This is a genomic window from Neobacillus bataviensis LMG 21833 (assembly GCF_000307875.1).
GTDB lineage: Bacteria > Bacillota > Bacilli > Bacillales > Cytobacillaceae > Neobacillus > Neobacillus bataviensis.
In genome coordinates this window covers 95,380-114,219 of sequence record NZ_AJLS01000009.1, presented here as the reverse complement: position 1 = coordinate 114,219, position 18,840 = coordinate 95,380, and the positions used below count along the sequence as shown (strand labels likewise).

General features: G+C 44.4%; 15 protein-coding genes. All 15 read right to left on the bottom strand.

Annotated features, from left to right (window positions below):
* Positions 1–220 precede the first annotated feature (220 nt).
* Positions 221–3,994, bottom strand: coding sequence for a bifunctional 2',3'-cyclic-nucleotide 2'-phosphodiesterase/3'-nucleotidase (locus tag BABA_RS01980; RefSeq protein ID WP_007083444.1), 3,774 nt, complete (start codon positions 3,992–3,994; stop codon positions 221–223).
* A 301-nt stretch (positions 3,995–4,295) separates the two neighbouring features.
* Positions 4,296–4,820: an acyltransferase gene (locus BABA_RS01975; RefSeq protein ID WP_007083443.1), complete on the bottom strand. Its 525-nt coding sequence runs from the start codon at positions 4,818–4,820 to the stop codon at positions 4,296–4,298.
* Positions 4,821–4,824: 4 nt separating this feature from the next.
* On the bottom strand, positions 4,825–5,469 hold the full coding sequence (gene ppaX / locus BABA_RS01970) for a pyrophosphatase PpaX (RefSeq protein ID WP_007083442.1): 645 nt from the start codon (positions 5,467–5,469) through the stop codon (positions 4,825–4,827).
* The gene (locus BABA_RS01965; protein ID WP_007083441.1) at positions 5,438–6,406 is read right to left on the bottom strand and encodes a nucleoside recognition domain-containing protein; all 969 of its coding nucleotides are present in this window, start codon (positions 6,404–6,406) and stop codon (positions 5,438–5,440) included. The genes ppaX and BABA_RS01965 overlap by 32 nt, the downstream gene beginning before the upstream one ends.
* Positions 6,407–6,422: 16 nt before the next feature.
* Positions 6,423–7,238 carry a prolipoprotein diacylglyceryl transferase gene (gene lgt, locus BABA_RS01960; RefSeq protein ID WP_007083440.1) on the bottom strand — a complete coding sequence of 272 codons (816 nt, stop codon included), beginning with the start codon at positions 7,236–7,238 and terminating at the stop codon, positions 6,423–6,425.
* Positions 7,239–7,252: 14 nt separating this feature from the next.
* A complete protein-coding gene (gene hprK, locus BABA_RS01955; protein WP_007083439.1) occupies positions 7,253–8,188 on the bottom strand; it encodes an HPr(Ser) kinase/phosphatase in 936 nt (311 codons plus the stop codon).
* A gap of 139 nt (positions 8,189–8,327) precedes the next feature.
* The gene (locus BABA_RS01950) at positions 8,328–8,693 is read right to left on the bottom strand and encodes a phage holin family protein (RefSeq protein ID WP_007083438.1); all 366 of its coding nucleotides are present in this window, start codon (positions 8,691–8,693) and stop codon (positions 8,328–8,330) included.
* 17 nt (positions 8,694–8,710) lie between these two features.
* Complete coding sequence (locus tag BABA_RS01945) at positions 8,711–9,820, bottom strand: DUF4097 family beta strand repeat-containing protein (protein ID WP_007083437.1); 1,110 nt, start codon at positions 9,818–9,820, stop codon at positions 8,711–8,713.
* 40 nt (positions 9,821–9,860) lie between these two features.
* Entirely contained in the window at positions 9,861–10,175 is a 315-nt protein-coding gene (locus tag BABA_RS01940; protein WP_007083436.1) for a magnetosome magnetite crystal formation protein family, read from the bottom strand.
* A gap of 276 nt (positions 10,176–10,451) precedes the next feature.
* The gene (uvrA, locus tag BABA_RS01935; protein ID WP_007083435.1) at positions 10,452–13,325 is read right to left on the bottom strand and encodes an excinuclease ABC subunit UvrA; all 2,874 of its coding nucleotides are present in this window, start codon (positions 13,323–13,325) and stop codon (positions 10,452–10,454) included.
* A gap of 9 nt (positions 13,326–13,334) precedes the next feature.
* Positions 13,335–15,314 (bottom strand): excinuclease ABC subunit UvrB, encoded by a 1,980-nt coding sequence (uvrB, locus tag BABA_RS01930; RefSeq protein ID WP_007083434.1) that lies wholly within the window; start codon positions 15,312–15,314, stop codon positions 13,335–13,337.
* Between the two features lie 208 nt (positions 15,315–15,522).
* The gene (locus tag BABA_RS01925) at positions 15,523–15,762 is read right to left on the bottom strand and encodes a CsbA family protein (protein ID WP_007083433.1); all 240 of its coding nucleotides are present in this window, start codon (positions 15,760–15,762) and stop codon (positions 15,523–15,525) included.
* A gap of 90 nt (positions 15,763–15,852) precedes the next feature.
* On the bottom strand, positions 15,853–17,298 hold the full coding sequence (gene panF, locus BABA_RS01920) for a sodium/pantothenate symporter (protein ID WP_007083432.1): 1,446 nt from the start codon (positions 17,296–17,298) through the stop codon (positions 15,853–15,855).
* Positions 17,295–17,579, bottom strand: a complete 285-nt coding sequence (locus BABA_RS01915) for a YhdT family protein (protein WP_007083431.1) — start codon at positions 17,577–17,579, stop codon at positions 17,295–17,297. The genes panF and BABA_RS01915 overlap by 4 nt, the downstream gene beginning before the upstream one ends.
* A gap of 220 nt (positions 17,580–17,799) precedes the next feature.
* The gene (locus BABA_RS01910; protein WP_007083430.1) at positions 17,800–18,729 is read right to left on the bottom strand and encodes a cation diffusion facilitator family transporter; all 930 of its coding nucleotides are present in this window, start codon (positions 18,727–18,729) and stop codon (positions 17,800–17,802) included.
* Positions 18,730–18,840: the final 111 nt, after the last annotated feature.

Here is an 18,840-nt window from a genome sequence, read left to right as displayed (position 1 = left end):
GATTTCATTTCGTCAACGAAAAAATCTCCTATTTATTGGACTAGTGGAGTGCTTTTTAAAGAATTTTTGAACTATTCCGCCATAGTTTGGATTAATTCCGCCAAACTGGGCCTTGATTCCGCCAACTTTGCAATGAATTCCGCCAAACCCTTTTAAATTGCCCTTTTTAGGATAGAAAAACACCCCTGAAAAGGTACTTTCAGGGGTGCAGTAGGACTGTCTACCAGAACTTCGGGTTACTTTTTACAAGGGTTACTGAAGTTACTTTACTTGTATTTCCGGCTGCATCTGTAGCCGTGAAGGTTAACACTGTCCCGTGCGTCTGCGCGGATTTGAATGGAATCGTGAATACCCCGTCTTGACTAGCAACGGCGCTGCCAAGGAGTGTTTTTCCTTCATACACTTTTACGGTTGAGCCGGCTTCGGCTTTTCCGGTAACACTCTTAGCTGGGGCAATAATTTGACCAACATCTGGAGCGTTTGGTGCAACATTATCAATGAGAATTCTATCTTCAATTTTCGCCGAAATTGGACCTTTCAAGGATTTCACATAGTCTACAAAAGCATCTAAATCTGACATCCAAGTTTCGCGATTTGTTCCCTCTTTTAGAACCACAAATCCGTCCCCGCCGTCAGCCATGAAATTATTGACAGTCACAGAATAAACGCCCTTAGGATCAATTTTCGAACCATCTGGCAGGTAAATATCGAGCACCTTTTGACCTAAAGGCTGATTATTTGTCCATGTGTATTTCAAACCTGAAATTTGCATAATTCGGTTTCTGTCAGCTGCAAACTGCTGGTTTAATAACGTTCTTACTTGTGCACCAGTAATATTCATGGTTACGATATCATTGCCGAATGGCTGGATGGCGAATAAATCCCCCCACGTGATTGGACCTGCCTTTTTAATTTCATCGCGAACTCCGCCTGCATTCATAAAGGCAAACTGAGTTCCTGTTGCTGCACGCATGCCATCAGCAATCAGGTTACCTAGCGGCATTTCCCCTGCCTCATTTGCCGTACGAGATATCGGTGCAGCCGCATCGCCCACTACTTCACCAGTGATAGGTGCAATCTCTGCCAAGTACTGATCAAGCTCTGCCTTGATTTTTGCATCAGGAGTAACCGCATCTCTGAAGGTTGAAGCAACTTCAGCTCGTTTCTCCACAATATCTTGTGTAAGAGGGTCAATGGTTAAATCAACATCGGAAAAAGCAGTACCATAGGAATAGGATTGAACTAGCAGTTTTCCAGAAACAGTTGCATTTAAATACTTGTGGTCGTGTGCACCATAAATAACGTCAACTTCCGGATCGATTTCTTTGGCCATATCGACTACCTTACCTGATGGATTGTCTCCATTAGGAGCCGAGGTTCCTGGGTCATGGGCAAGGACAACAATGGCTTTGACGCCCTTCCCTTTTAACTCTTTTGCGTATTTGTTAATGGCTGCTGTTTCATCTGTAAATTTAACGCCGGCAACACCGCTTGCTGTCACAATACTTGGTGTTTCAGTCGTGACCACGCCGATAAAACCAATCTTAACGCCGTCCACTTCTTTTACCACATATGGAGGTAAAATTAATTCACCTGTTTTTTCGTCCTCAACATTAGCCACCACATACGGGAATGCCGCACCTTCAAATTTCCCGTATTTTTCAACGGTCTTTGGATGTTCACCGCCATAGATGAGACGCTTCATTTCCGCTACACCTTCATCAAATTCATGATTACCGATGGTTCCAACATCAAAACCGAGCTCATTCATGAAACGAATCGTCGGTTCATCTTGTAACAGAGCAGAAACAGGACGGCTGGCACCGACTAAATCTCCGGCCTGAACCATTAAGGTATTGGAAGGATTCGTTGCTTCCCTTTGTTTTAAGTAAGATGCTAGATATTCAATTCCACCCACTTCACGACCAGAAACAGTAGTTTTATAGTCTAATTGTCCATGCAAATCATTAATCCCTAGCAATTGAACATGAACGGACTGATCAAGCTGATAGGTTTCATAGCCTGCCTTCGTTGTGGAAGCACCTAAATCCTTCACATTTGGGGTTTGACCAAGATAGGTTTTAGCCACAGGTGAAGAGTTAAAGATTAAGGTTGCTTTCCCGCCTACAGGGGCAATTTTCCAGTTGTTATCTGCCACAGGATTAACGGTGCCTTGAGCACTGATATAATCCATTAATATTTGCCGATTTTCATATGGTGAATCAACCACTACCTGCGCCTTGCCGCCGACTAATGGCGGAAAGCCGCCGCCGCCGCTTGCACGGTAGTTATTTGTAGCCACAATGAATTCTTGGTTGTCAGCAATCGGCGTTCCGTCCATCATTGTAAAATTAATAATCCGATGGGAATCAGCATTTAATAAAGTACCTTTTGCCCAGTCGTATCTCGCCGGTTTTGTAACATCAATTTGGTATTTAATACCGTCAATCACATCGTAATTGTAAGGACGGAAATCATAATCAAGTAAGTCTTGATTTCCTTCTTTATTTGGATCAATGGTTAAAAATTGCGCTGCCGACATTTCCAACCATTCTTTTACTTGAGCGCCGGTTAGTTTAACTGCTTTTAACGTATTATTAAACAGGTATAAGTCATTGGCACTCTTAATCGAAAGCTCGCCCTTAGTGATATTTGTAAAATCGCTGACACCGCCGCGTCCGCCTTTGAACGGTGCTGCAGCAGAGATGACCGGAATACCCTTAAGTTCTGGAGCTTTCGTGTCAATCCATTTATTCACATAATCCACTTGAGCGTTGTTGACGATTTGCACAGATGGATCATCCATGACCCGCGAGAAGTAGCTATGCATTGGAATCGTAGTTTCCCCGATTTTTCCGCGCACATAGGCAAGAGTTCCTTCATGCTCAGGCTTCACATCTTCTACGATTGTCGAATCCAAACCGGTGGCATCTGTAACCGGGCGGTTTACGGATGTAGATTTTGTCTTATCCACCGTCCACTTGCCATTTGCACCTTGTACCAGCGCTAAATCAAGGACGCCTAAGTTATTTCCCCAAAAGCCTGCTTCAACCGCTTGCGTACCGTTAATTTTTCCATTGGCATTATCAATGCCAGTTTTATTATTAAAAGAAGCATCACCAGGGAAGTTCACGTGAGCATGTCCAAAAAGCATCGCGTCGATGCCAGACACCTTTGTTAAATCGTAAACAGCATTTTCTGCTTCTTCTATTCCTTCTTCAGCAATATCGCATCCGGAGTGAGCAATCGCAACAATCACTTCTGCGCCTGCAGCTTTCATTTCCGGAATGAATTTATTTGCTTGTTCGACAATATCCTTGGTAATGACTTTTCCCGTTAAATTATCCTTGTCCCATTGCATAATTTGCGGCGGTGCAAAACCGATGACCCCAACCTTAATGGTTGACTCATTGCCATCCGCATCTTTAATTGTTTTATCGATAATTTGATAAGGCATAAAGTAGTTTACATCGTTATCAGGGTTGCTATCTTTGTCATCTTTATAAATGTTGGCGTTTACAATTGGAAATTTTGCTTCCTCTATAACATTGTCTAAGTAGTCCAAACCATAGTTAAACTCATGGTTGCCGACAATTCCCCCATCATATTCTAAATAATTCATGGCTCTTAATATCGGGTGGGTATCATCTTTTCCCAACGGTTTAATGCGATTAACATAATCCGCAAGCGGGGTGCCTTGAATCAAATCCCCTGCATCAAACAGCATGGAATTGCTGACTTCCGACCTTGCCTGCTTTATTAAAGTAGCTGTTTTGGCCAGCCCATAGTTAATTCCGGCATCGGTATCTTGGTAATAGTCATATGGCATGATGTTTGAATGGAGATCCGTAGTTTCCAAGATACGTAGGGTTGCCGTATTGCCTGTTTCCGCTGCTTTCACATTATACGGAATGGCCGGTGATACCATTGTACTGAATATCAATGCTGCCGCTGTTATTTTGCTTACTTGTCCAAAACTTCTTTTTTTCCTCATCCGCCGATCACCTATCCCTTGTAATTAATCTTACTAGTAAGAATACAGGCTAAAAAATAATGAAAAGTAACCCTCCCTTTTATAAGATTCAGCAAAAAACGGCAAATTTTTTAATAGAATAATGGCTATTAAAAAATCTGCCGCAGGCAATTCTATGAATAGAGACTGAATCTTTTAGTATGAATGCCCTACTATTATATCGTCCTTAATAAGGAACAGAAATGTGTTATATTTCCTGTTTTCGTCCCCTTTTTTTGAAAAATAAAAACAGGCATAGTCTAAATAGACCAGCCTGTACTTTTTATTGATAGATCGGGTCATCAGCCCGTCGTTTTTCTAGTTCTTCTTTCGTATAAATCACCCGCATCGGGTTGCCCCCAACGAAGTATCCGGGCGGAACGTCCTTATGGACAAGTGTCCCAGCTGAGACAATCGCCCCATCGCCAATCGTGATGCCCGGCATGATGGTAGAATTGGCGCCAATCATCACTTCACTGCCAATTTCGACAAAACCCAGCCGGTATTCTTTAATCAAGTACTCGTGGGCAAGGATTGTGGTGTTGTAGCCAATGACCGTGTTGCAGCCGACGCTGATTTTTTCCGGAAACATCACATCGAGCATGACCATCAAGGCGAAGGAGGTTTGCTCGCCGACCTTCATTTTCAGAAAAGTACGGTATAACCAGTTCTTCATCCCCAAAAACGGCGTGTAACGTGCCAGTTGAATCACAATAAAATTTTTAACAACCTTCCAAAACGGCACGGTCTTGTAGACGTGCCATAAAGAGTTCGCCCCTTCAACAGGGTGGCGGGTCGTATTTCTCATCTTCTCACTCTCCGAGAACAGTTAATAGGTCAGCCATGTTCTCTAACATGTAATCCGGTTCATATTTTGCCACATATTCTCTTCCCTTGATAGACCAGGCAACACCGGCTGTCAACGTGCCGGCATTTTTTCCGGCTAAAATATCATGGAAATTATCGCCGACCATAATCGCTTCAGATGGTGTCGAATTCAACTGTTCGAGTGCCTTATGGATTGGCTCCGGATCAGGCTTGACCTTTTCCACATGATCATAGGCCACAATCACTTCAAAAAATTGTTCTAAATTCATCAAGCGCAGCCCTTTCATTGTCACATCCAGCTTTTTGGTTGTCACAATACCAAGCTTATAGCCCCGCTTCTTCAAGGTTTCAACCGTTTTCTGTACCCCAGCAAATTCTTTTACCAGCTCGTCGTGATTGGCAATATTATAGGCACGATATTCTGAGACCATTTCCTCGACACGATCAGGATCCATGCCGCCAAAGACATCATGTAGGGTTGGGCCGAGAAACGGCAGCACGTCCTCGCGGCTGTAAGTGCTTGGATAATATTTTTCCAATGTATGCAAGTAGGTCGAAATAATTAATTCATTCGTATCAATTAATGTACCATCTAAATCAAAGAGAATTGTCGTAATTTTGTTGTTCATAGTTGCCTTCCTTTCTTTTCACTAGCCCCGAGCGTTTCCAAATCATACCGACCACTAAAGTTAAAACCACCGCCACACCCAGCCGGATTAAAAACAGCGGCAGCACCGGGATACCGAGCGGGACAAAGATTAGCGTATCTTCGACGACCGCATGGCAGGCCATTAGAAAAATAAACGCCAGGGTAATATCCTTTTTGCTGACGCCATCTTCTTTTACGGCCTGGATCATGACCCCCGCGCCATAGGCCAGACCGAATAATAGACCGGCAGCCATCGTCGTGGAGGTATTTTCCTTCATGCCAAGCGTTTTCGTAATCGGAGCCATTGTTTTCGAAAATTTATTTAACCAGTTTAAGTCTTTTAAAATTTGAATGACCACCATTAGCGGAATCACAATCATGGCCAATTGGAAAATGCCTAGCCCTGCTTTTTGAACGGCCTCGAGTAAAATCCCCGCAACACCATCCGCCGGTGCCGTGCTCTGCTGAATCAAGCCATACTTCGCGGTTTCCCCGCCCCCATGCCAAACAAGGTTAATCACGATGGCCGAAAGGAGAGCGAGCCCCGGTCTTGTAACCAGAACCACCCACAGCTTTACGCCCGCTTTCATTGCCACACTTGATTCGATGAATAAATTATGAGAAAAGGACAGCATCACGGCTAAAATAAATACTTCTTTTACTGAAAAATCAAGCGTCAAAATGGCGCCAATTGCCGCATAAAGATTAAGGAAATTCCCTAGTACAAGCGGAATTGCGGCATCCCCCGATAGACCAATCAGCTTCATCAGTGGGGAAATCAATTTCATCACCCATGGCAATACAGGTGTATATTGCAGCACTGCCACAATAAGGGTAACCGGAAAAATAATTTTCCCCAATGACCATGTTGTCTTTAAACCTACCAGTAACCCCTGTTTTAAAGAGTTTACGAACATTTCCCCATACCCCTTTTTAATTAGCTTGATCTAAATAGCGTGCCACTGACTGTTGTTTAGTCCGGCGATAAAGAATAATCGCCACTGCCGCCACAATTAAGGCAATCGAAATGGTCTGCGCCATCCTCAGGCCGCCAAGCATTAAACTATCCGTCCTAAGTCCTTCGACAAAATAGCGACCCACCGAATACCAAATGACATAAGATAGGAATAATTCTCCGCGGCGAAAATTTACCCGGCGAAGGAAAATTAATAGGAAAAAGCCGGCTATATCCCAGATGGATTCATATAAAAATGTCGGATGATAGTAGGTTCCATTAATATACATTTGATTGATAATAAAATCCGGTAAATGCAAGTTCTCAAGGAACGACCTTGTCACCTCACCGCCATGGGCTTCCTGGTTCATGAAATTTCCCCAGCGGCCAATCGCCTGCCCAAGAATGATACTTGGCGCAGCAATGTCGGTAATTTTCCAAAAAGAAATGCCTCGCTTTTTAGCAAAAACAATCGTGGTAATGACGGAACCAATCAATGCTCCATGAATCGCAATCCCGCCATTCCAAATTTGCGGAATGTCTGCCGGATGATTGACATAATACTTCCATTCAAAAATCACATAATAAATCCGCGCCGAAATGATCGCGATCGGAATCGCCCACAGCATCAAATCAGCGAACGTGTCCTTCGGCAGCCCGCGGCGATTTGCTTCTCTAATGGCTATAAACAGCGCAAGTGCCAGTCCGGAGCCGATAATGATCCCATACCAGTGCACGTCAATCGGGCCGAGTGAAAAGGCAATTGGGTTAAGCGGTTGAATCGTTTCGTCCATTTTTCTCTCTCCCCCTACATATCTTCATGTTCCCCGTCTTCAATCACATCTGAAAGACGCTCGGTAAACTGCTGGGCCGCATTTACGCCCATCCGTTTTAAACGGAAATTCATCGCGGCTACCTCAATGATAACAGCAAGGTTCCGTCCAGGGCGAACCGGAACGGTCAGTTTTGTAACCTCCGTGTCAATAATCTTCATTTTTTCCTCATCCAACCCAAGGCGGTCATATTGCTTTTTCGAATCCCAGATTTCTAAATCCATGATCAGTGTGATCCGTTTGTTGCTGCGAACAGCTCCGGCACCAAACAGTGTCATCACGTTGATAATTCCGAGGCCGCGGATTTCTAATAAGTGTTCTATTAAATCCGGAGATGTCCCGACTAATGTATCCTGGTCTTCCTGACGGATTTCCACGCAATCATCGGCAACAAGACGGTGGCCGCGCTTCACGAGCTCCAGCGCTGTTTCACTTTTACCAACGCCGCTCTTTCCGGTAATTAATACCCCGATTCCATAAACGTCGACCAATACGCCGTGCACTGCCGTTGTTGGCGCGAGCTTGCTTTCTAAATAATTGGTTAGACGGCTGGAAAAACGAGTAGTCTTCATGGTTGTCCGTAAAACGGGCACAGATTCCCGTTCAGCTGCTTCAATGAGTTCAACCGGAACTTCGATATCCCTTGTAACAATAATCGCCGGAGTGATATCGGTGCATAACCGTTCCATCCTGGAAATGCGTTCCCCTTCAGGCAACTCCTCAAAAAAGGACAGCTCTGTTTTTCCTAACAGTTGAATTCTTTCTGCAGGATAAAATTCAAAGTAACCGGCAATTTCAATTCCCGGCCGTGATATATCGCTTGTGGTGATGGGGCGGTTAATTCCCTCCTCGCCACTGACCAATTCAAGATGAAATTTATCTAAAATATCTTTGGTGCGTACTTTTGTCAAGGAACTTCCTCCTTAAAGGATTTTTTCTAAAAAATTCATTTCCTCTTATTTTAGCATTTTTTGAATAAGAACCAAATGGAAGTTGTTCAAAAAATGAAAAAGGTGCAGACGTTTATCAATGGTCTGCACCCTTAGTTCCTTATTTTTTCGCTTTTCTGGATGGCTCCAGTATTGTTTTTTGAATAACGATGTTCACAAGCGACATCAGCACCGCAAAAAACAGTGCCATGCCAAAGCCGTTGATTTCAAAGGCATCACCCATTAAATAATCGGTCAGTTCCAGTGTCATCGCGTTAATGACAAAAAGAAAAAGTCCCATCGTTAAAACCGTTACCGGTAAGGTAAATAAAATAAGGAGCGGACGCACCAGCACATTTAAGATGGATAATAAAATGCTCGCCTGGAGAGCAGCCCAAAACCCCGTCAGTTGAAAGCTTTCGTGAAAATAGCCCGCAAGTGCCATAAACAAAACCGCATTAATCAAACATCCAATCAGCCATCTCATCTTCTAAGATCCCCTATTTATGATTCTTGTGATTTGTGAATCGTAATCGAGCCTGTTTTCGTATCGGCATAGATTCTCATCATTTTATCAGGATGGTTGACCGATTGGAAGCGAAGCGATTTTTGAATCATTTCGCTTTTCTCCTCCAGCACCTGGACGCCGGTTAGGTTCACATTAAAGCCGCCAAGATTGGTCTTAAGCTCGCCATTGACCGGCAATCCCTCTGGAACAAATAGATCAATGCCGCCGGTTGTTGCTTTTGCTTGAATCAATTCGGGGCGGTTTCCGTGCAGGTTCACACTGATATTACCGTTAAACGACTGCGATTCCACCTTTCTAAAATCACCCTCAAGCTGAATCGCACCGTTTATCGTCTCTGTTTCGACCTCATCAAGCTGGCTGCCAGTAATCTTAATTCTGCCATTCGCCGTTTCGACCTCGGCTTTTTTTCCATTCACTCGATTAAGATCAATTTTTCCATTCGCGGTTTTTACTCGAAGGTCATGGAGATTCATTTCTTCACCGGTTACGCCGCCATTAAACATTCTGATCCGTACGCGCTCATATTGCAGTTTTGGCACATATATGACCGCCTCCACCTTCATCCATTTCTGCTGGGTTGCAAAACGTAACTTTTGGTCATCCACGGAAAAAAGCACATCTCGGAGGAAATTTTGCCGTGCCTGATCCTGATTGTCCACCCGATACACCTTCGCCTGGCACTCAATCCTTACGTCCGGCTGTTCCCAAGCGGCAAGCTTCACGGATCCATTGGCCACATCGATGTCAATATCTTTTACATCCACATTTCCTTGATGGAAAATATGAGAGATATCAACCGATTGACCAAAGTTCAAGTCAAAATCGAAGTCTTTAATTTTTTTCAGTGCCGAATCAACAAAATCAAAAATTTTATCCTTTGTTGATTGGTATTTCGCTTGGAAGGGGTCGTCCTTTTTTGCTTCTTCAAACTGAACAGCCGTTGAAAGCTCGTTTACAATTTGTTCCTGCTTCTGCTCCATCGTTTGCTGTGCTTTTTCTAGTTCATCGAGAAGCGCCAGCGCCTCATCAACCTTCAACTTTCCTTCTTCGACCATTTGCAGAATTCGTTTTCTTTCCTCTTTCATCGTTTCCACCTCAGATTTAGAATTTTTTCTCTCTTACAGCCTATTCAGCCAGTAGCACCTTTACGCCTTTGATAATGTTCCAAATCACTACAACAATCCAAATGATGACCAACACCACGATGCTAACAATAGTAAAAGCAGGAACCGTATCTTGGAGATTGGTAAAATCATGAAATACAGCAAATATTATCAGCGGTGTCGGGATAAGTGGAATTAAATGCGATAATAACGACTTCTTGGCATGCTTTTTAGTAGTTTCATCCCCCGTCGCGATAAAAACAGCAAGCGGAAAAATAAACCCAGCGAAAAAAATACTGAAATAACACAAACTTGATAGAACTTTTCTTGTCTCCATTTCGTACATCACCTCTATCCTTTATGTACGCACTGGATTGAAAAAAGTTTCTATAAATCGGTTCGAAACGCAGGGAATTTTTTTTTGAAAAAAGTTCTGCTGGGAGCGATTCCGCCGGTTTGAAGTGGAATTCCGCCAAACTTCCGGTTAATTCCGCCAAACCTTTAAGGAATTTCCGCCAACTTCTCGGTTGATTCCGCCAAACTCACTCTAACCGTGTTAAGTCCCCCAAACACAACAAAAAAAGAGCCGAACTCATCGGACTCTTCTTCAAAATTATGCTTTTACGGTACTTTTTTCAGCAATTTGTTGTTTCATTCTTAAACGATCACGCTCAAGGACTGGCTTTAAGTATTTTCCGGTATATGACGCAGGGGTTTCTGCAATCTTTTCCGGTGTTCCTGTTGCAATAATCGTTCCGCCCTTGTCGCCGCCTTCAGGGCCAAGGTCTACAAGGTAATCGGCGGCCTTGATGACATCTAAATTGTGTTCAATCACCAAAACAGTATCGCCGTTTTCTACTAAGCGTTGCAACACGACCAGCAAACGGGAAATGTCATCGACGTGGAGACCTGTTGTCGGTTCATCCAAAATATAAAAGGTCTTTCCATTCGAACGACGATGAAGTTCCGAAGCAAGCTTTACACGCTGAGCTTCTCCACCGGAAAGGGTTGTGGCTGGCTGACCTAATTTAACATAGCCAAGACCAACATCCAAAATCGTCTGCAGCTTGCGGCTGATTTTTGGAATGTTTTCAAAAAATTCAACAGACGCCTCGACGGTCATATCGAGAATATCGGCAATACTTTTCCCTTTGTATTTCACTTCCAGTGTTTCACGGTTGTAGCGTTTCCCATGGCAAACCTCACAGGGAACATAAACATCAGGCAAAAAGTGCATTTCAATTTTGATAATCCCGTCACCGCGGCAGGCCTCACAGCGCCCGCCCTTGACATTAAAGCTAAAGCGACCTTTTTTATATCCGCGGACCTTTGCTTCATTTGTTGAAGCAAACACATCACGGATATCATCGAATACACCGGTGTAGGTAGCTGGATTGGAGCGCGGTGTCCGGCCAATTGGCGACTGGTCAATATCGATGACTTTTTCTAAATGTTCAATTCCCTTGATACTCTTGTGTTCCCCAGGCTTTGTTTTGGCACGGTTAAGCTTTTGCGCCAGCGATTTATGGAGAATCTCGTTAATGAGTGTACTTTTTCCTGAACCAGACACACCTGTTACAGCAACAAACAAGCCCAGTGGAAACTTCACATTCACATTTTTCAAATTATTTTCCGAGGCACCCTTGATTTCAATATAGCGGCCATCTGGCTTACGGCGTTCCAATGGTAAGGGGATAAACTTCTTTCCGGATAAATATTGACCGGTCAACGAGTTCGGGTCTGCCATTACCTGGGCAGGCGTTCCAGCGGAAACCACTTCACCGCCATGGATACCTGCGCCAGGGCCGATGTCAATTAAATAATCAGCGGCGAGCATGGTGTCCTCGTCGTGCTCGACGACAATTAGGGTATTGCCAATATCACGCATGCTTTGCAATGTACCGATTAAGCGGTCATTGTCGCGCTGATGAAGGCCAATCGACGGCTCATCTAAAATATACATCACGCCTGTTAAGCGCGAACCAATCTGTGTCGCTAAGCGAATCCGCTGCGCTTCCCCGCCTGACAACGTGCCAGCCATGCGGCTAAGCGTTAAGTAATCAAGACCGACATTGATTAGGAAACCAAGACGCTCCTTGATTTCACGAAAAATCAGCTTGGCGATTTGCATTTCTTTTTCCGACAGCTGTAATTCGGCGAAAAATTGATAAGCCTCTTCTATCGAAAGATCCGTCACTTTGGCAATGTGGCGGCCGTCAATCAAAACAGCTAACGTTTCTTTTTTCAAACGATAGCCTTTGCAGGTTGGGCACGGCTTCTGTCCCATATATTTTTCCATTTGCTCACGAATGTAATCCGAGCTTGTCTCTTTAAAGCGGCGTTCGACGTTACGGATGACACCTTCAAATTCGATGTTTCCTTCGCGGATTTGGCCAAAATCGTTCTCGTAACGGAAGTATATTTTTTCACGACCGGAACCATAGAGAACTTTTTCCAAAAGATGTTCCGGGATATCCTTAACAGGTGTATTTAAATCGACTCCGAAATGGTTGCAAACGGCCTCCAAGAGCTGCGGGTAGTACTGCGAGCTTGTCGGCTCCCACGGGGCAATCGCATGCTGCTTTAACGTTAAGTCCCTGTTCGGAATGACAAGGTCGACATCGACTTCGAGCTTGGAGCCGAGCCCGTCACACTCTGGGCAGGCACCAAAAGGACTATTAAAGGAAAACATCCGCGGTTCAAGCTCGCCGATGGAAAAACCACAAATCGGACAGGCGTGGTTTTCGCTAAATAACAACTCTTCTTCTCCCATCACGTCGACGATTACTTTTCCTTCGCCAAGTTTCAAGGCTGTTTCAAGTGAGTCAGCCACCCTGGCAGCGATTCCTTCCTTAACGACAATCCGGTCGACAACAACCTCAATTGAGTGCTTTTTATTTTTTTCAAGTTCAATCTCATCACCGATATCCACCATTTCTCCGTCAACACGCACACGGACAAAGCCCTGCTTCTTCACGTCCTCGAAGACCTTCACATGCGTTCCTTTTCGTCCGGAAATAACTGGGGCAAGGATTTGCATTTTCGTCCGCTCTGGATATTCAAGGATTCGGTCGACCATCTGCTCAATCGTTTGTGAGGAGATTTCGATATGGTGAATCGGGCAGGTTGGATGTCCGACCCTTGCGTATAATAGCCGTAAGTAATCATAGATTTCTGTCACCGTCCCGACGGTTGAGCGCGGGTTGCGGCTCGTTGTCTTTTGATCAATCGAAATCGCCGGGGATAGACCCTCAATGGCATCGACGTCAGGCTTATCCATCTGGCCAAGGAATTGCCTTGCATAGGCCGAAAGGGATTCCACATAGCGGCGCTGGCCTTCGGCATAAATGGTATCAAACGCGAGCGAGGACTTTCCTGACCCGGAAAGTCCCGTCACGACAACAAGCTTATCTCGCGGAATCGTGACATCAATATTTTTCAAATTGTGGGCTCTGGCGCCTTTCACAATCAATTTTTCCATTGCCATTTGTATACGTCATCCTTCCGCTTTCAATTCCAAAAGTAAGTCACGAAGCTCAGCAGCCCGTTCAAAATTAAGCGCTTTGGCTTCTGTCTTCATTTCTTTTTCCATTGTCGCAATTAGTTTTTCTCTTTCTTTCTTGTTCATCTTGCCAAACGATGCTGCAGGTGTATACTCTTCCTGTTCCTCAGCTGCATGGGTGGCACGAATGACATCGCGGATTGCCTTTTGAATCGTTGTAGGTGTAACGCCATGTTTCTCATTATATTCCTCTTGGATCTCACGGCGCCGCTTTGTCTCACTGATCGCTTTTGTCATCGAATCAGTCATTCGGTCTGCATACATGATGACGTGGCCATTCGCATTCCGGGCAGCCCGGCCAATCGTTTGGATCAGTGAACGTTCCGAACGGAGGAAGCCTTCTTTGTCGGCATCAAGGATCGTTATGAGCGATACTTCAGGGATATCTAGACCTTCCCGAAGCAGGTTAATTCCGATTAGAACGTCATATTTACCCATGCGCAGCTCACGGATTATTTCAATCCGCTCGAGCGTTTTGACTTCCGAATGCAAGTATTGCACTTTAATACCGATTTCCTTTAGGTAATCAGTTAAGTCCTCGGACATTTTTTTCGTAAGGGTGGTGACAAGTACGCGTTCATTTTTCTTCACACGTTCATGAATTTCACCAATCAGGTCATCAATTTGCCCCTCAATTGGACGGACTTCAATGGTTGGATCGAGGAGTCCTGTCGGGCGGATAATCTGCTGAATCATGTCCGGTGTATGCTCAAGCTCATATGGGCCGGGTGTAGCTGAAACAAAAATAGCATTGTGGACATGCTTTTCAAATTCATCAAATGTAAGCGGCCGGTTATCAAGTGCTGACGGCAGGCGGAAGCCATGGTCAACAAGCACCTGTTTCCGTGCTTTGTCGCCATTGAACATTCCTCTAACCTGCGGCAGGGTGACATGTGACTCGTCGATAATCATTAAGAAATCTTCCGGAAAATAATCCAGAAGTGTGTAGGGAGTTGAACCCGCTGGTCTAAGTGTTAAATGGCGCGAGTAGTTTTCGATCCCTGAGCAAAAGCCCATTTCACGCATCATTTCCAGATCATAACGGGTGCGTTGCTCAATCCGCTGGGCTTCAAGCAATTTATCCTCTGATCGAAGTACGGCAAGCCGCTCCTCTAATTCTTTTTCAATATTCTCAATGGCAACACGCATCTTTTCTTCCCTTGTGACGAAGTGGGATGCCGGGAAAATGGCCACATGCTCGCGTTCGGCCATGATTTCACCTGTAAGGGCATCGACCTCACGAATCCGGTCGATTTCATCTCCGAAAAATTCAACCCGCATGCAATGCTCATCGCGTGAAACCGGAAAAATTTCCACGACGTCGCCGCGGACACGAAAGGTTCCCCGCTTGAAATCAATATCATTTCGTTCATATTGGATATCGACGAGACGGTGCAGCAGCTGATTGCGCTCGATTTCCATCCCTGTCCGAAGGGACAGCACCATCTCGCGGTATTCTTCCGGTGAACCGAGACCGTAAATACAGGAGACGCTGGCAATGATAATGACATCTTTACGCTCAAATAAAGAAGAGGTGGCAGAGTGGCGCAGTTTATCTATCTCATCATTGATGCTGGCATCTTTTTCAATAAATGTATCGGTCTGTGGCACGTACGCTTCCGGCTGATAGTAATCATAGTAACTGACAAAATACTCGACCGCATTGTTCGGAAAGAATTCCTTGAACTCACTGTAAAGCTGGCCGGCAAGTGTTTTGTTATGGGCAATGACAAGGGTTGGCTTATTTATCTCTTTAATCACGTTTGAAACGGTAAATGTCTTACCCGTACCGGTGGCGCCAAGCAGTGTTTGATGGCGTTTATTTTGGTGAATGCCCTCCACCAACTGGCGAATCGCCTCTGGCTGATCACCTTGTGGCGAATATTTCGACACTAATTCAAATTGGTCTTTCACAAAGGTTTCCTCCCGTTAAAATGAATCACTTTACAGCTTGAAAAACTCAGTTTTGGACGGGATGGTGCTGGAAAGTGTATTTTCTAATTTTCATATTAACATTCTACCACAATCAGCAAAAAACAAACCACTAATATGCGAACTAGTATTCGATTTTATTTTTTAAAAATAAAAAGCCTGTCACGATGGACAGACTTGTAAGGAAGCATTAACTATTTTTCACCGCACGCGGTTTCATTTTTGCCGCTAGCCAGAAGCCTGCGGTTAACGAGAAAGCATCAATGATAATAAGTGCAATATTGTTTGTGTACCCTTTATAAGCAGACGCAGCGATGAGCGCAATGGTTAATACAAGACCGATGAGACGATTATAGGTGACTCTTGTGAAAAGTAAGACTAGTAACCCTGGCAAAATAATTGCCGATAAAAACTGAATAACACTTATCAATGGGCTCCCACCTTATTTAAAGATTTCTGTTTGTTTATTCTAGAAATTTATTAATGAAATTGCAATAAAAAAGTTTGAATTGTCTACTTTTTAATTTTTAGAAAAACTAACTTCGGCTTTTTGCTGGGATAATAAACTAACAACAACAAATCCAAGGAAGGAAAGGACAATCGGCGTGACAACGGTATGCAGCCCGAATGGATTGGGATAAAAACGATCTAATAGAATATAAGAGCCCATTCCTAAAATCATCGAGGTGATTGCCCCGTATTTATTTCCTTTACTCCAATACAGACCTAAAATAACCGGCCAAATAAAGACGGATTCGAGACCACCGAAGGAGAATAAATTCAGCCAAACAATTAAATCAGGCGGACTCAGCGCCAGCAGAATGACGAGAATGCCGATAATCGCTGTTACACTAAAGCTGACCTTTTTTACATGGTCGTCCGCTGCATTAGGCTTGATGTAATTTAAATAAACATCCTTTACAAGCGCGGAGCTGACCAAAATCAACAGGGCATCGACGGTTGACATGATTGCCGCCATCGGGGCAGCGAGAACAATTCCGGCTACAAACGGCGGCAGCACCTTCATCGATAACAGCGGCATGACGGTATCCCCGATTTTCACCCCTGGGAGGACTGGTCTAGCGAAAACACCAATCAGATGCATGCCCAGCATGATAAAACCAACAACAATCGTTCCGATAATAATAGCGGTGTGCATGGCTTTCGAGTTTTTATAAGACATGGCACGCACGGTAATTTGCGGCAGGCCGACAACACCAATTCCCACTAATATCCAAAAGGAAGAAACATAGGCAGGAGTGAGGCTCCGCTCTGCACCAAATGGGGTGATCAAATTTGGATTCTCCGCCGTCAAATCGGAAATAATTTTCGGGATGCCGCCGCCAGCTTTAATGGTCGCAATCAGCAGAATCAGCGTCCCCATGAACATCACAACGCCCTGAACGGCATCAGTCAAGGCCACGGCTCGAAAGCCGCCGACAATGACAAAGACGAGAACCGAGAAGGCGAAGATTAATAAGGCTGTTGCGTATGGAAGGCCTGTTAGCGATTCAACCAACCGCGCCCCGCCAATCCATTGCGCAGTCATCGATGAAAAAAGAAAGATAATGATGCTCGCTGCCGATACAATGACAACGGTTTTACTTTTATAACGCTCTTTGAGAAAGTCGATGAGCGTAATTGCTTTGTATTGCCGCGCGACAATCGCAAATTTCTTTCCCAACACCATTAACGTAAAGTAACCGGTCGCCAGTTGGGCCATGGCAAGGAGCACCCAGCCTAACCCTTGCGTATAAGCGATTCCCGGGCCGCCGATAAAGCTGCTGGCACTGCCATATGTCGCGACCATGGTCATCGCTAGGATGAACCCGCCCATTTGCCGCTCACCTAAAAAATACTCTTCAAGGAATGAGTTAGATTTGAGGACAAATTTGTTTGACCATAAGCCGATTGAAAAGATAATGAGTAAGAAAATGAGTAACGGTGTTATTACTGGCCAATTCACTTGATGTCCCCCTCTTCCACGTCGAAGGGAACGTCTTTAAACAGGAATTTCACCGTTAGAATAACGAGAATAATCATGACAATTGATCCAACGATACAGCTGTAGAAGAACCATGCCGGTAATCCAAATATGTATGTATAGCTTTCAACCTTAGCGGAACCGAGTCCGTAGGCAAACCCATACCACCAGATAAAATTGATAATCACAAGGACAACGCCGATTAGAGCTTCGCGATGAGCGATTATAAAACGCTTGTCCAGCGAATCGACTGTTTTTTTCAACAGGTTTCCCCCTCAAAAATTATGGTTAGTCTATTTTGAACGAATAATGAACATTTTACCAAACTAATGAGAGAGGTAAAGAAAAAAGCATAAAAAACATTTATAAGTTGGGAAGGGTAGTAATGGTGTCAGGCACCAAATGGGAAAAGGTACCAGATAGGAAAAGACACCAAATTAAAAATGGTACCAAATTGAAAATGGTACCAAATGGTAAGTGCTGTTAGTTGCATGTGCCGTGCGGGCTTGGGCAGCCGTTGGTTTCTCTTTCAACTTGGATGGTGCTGTGTTCGATGTGGAATTCGTCGTGAAGGATCCGCTGGGATTGTGATAGAATTTCATCATGAACTCCGTTATCGGCGATGGTAATGTGACAGCTTAAGACCGGATAACCGGAGGTAATCGTCCAGATATGAAGGTCATGGACTTCCTTTACGAGCGGAATCCTGCCAAGCGCTGACTTCACTTGATTGATATCAATTTGCGTAGGCGCCCCTTCCATTAAAATATGGAAAGAATCCTTCGTAACGCGGAATCCGCTGACAAGAATTAACGCTGCTACAATAACACTGGCAATTGGGTCGGCAATGCCCCAGCCGAAAAACATGATGAGCAGTGCCGCAATAATCGCTCCGACTGACCCAAGCATATCACCAATCACATGTAAAAAGGCACTTCTAACATTCAAGTTATCATCCTTGTCACCTTGCATTAAAATCCAGGCAGCAATGATGTTTACCACTAATCCCGTTATCGAAATGATCAGCATCCCGGTACTTTGCACTTCTGGGGGAGCGAAAAAGCGCTGAATCGCTTCATAAAAAATAAATAATGAAATCACAACTAACGTTATTCCGTTTAGGGCTGCCGCAATAATTTCGAATCGTTTGTAGCCATAGGTTTTTTCCTGTGAAACTTGCCTTTCCCCGAGCTTGATGGCAAAGAAGCTCAAGCCAAGTGCCGCGGCGTCACTCAGCATGTGACCGGCATCAGAAAGCAGTGCTAAACTATTTGTCAAAAATCCGCCGATTACTTCGACGACCATAAATGCAGCAATCAGAATGAAAGAACTCAATAAGGCTTTTTTATTGCTTGTATGTGAATGACCATGCGAGTGGCCGTGAGAATGTCCGTGATGGTGGTGATGACCCATGTTTATCCCCCCTAGAGCCCCATGGTGGCGACTCTTTTATATTTCTCTTTCTAAAACGAAATTGTTACGAATAAGGCTAGTTTTTTCAAAAAATGAAATTTCGATTCATGG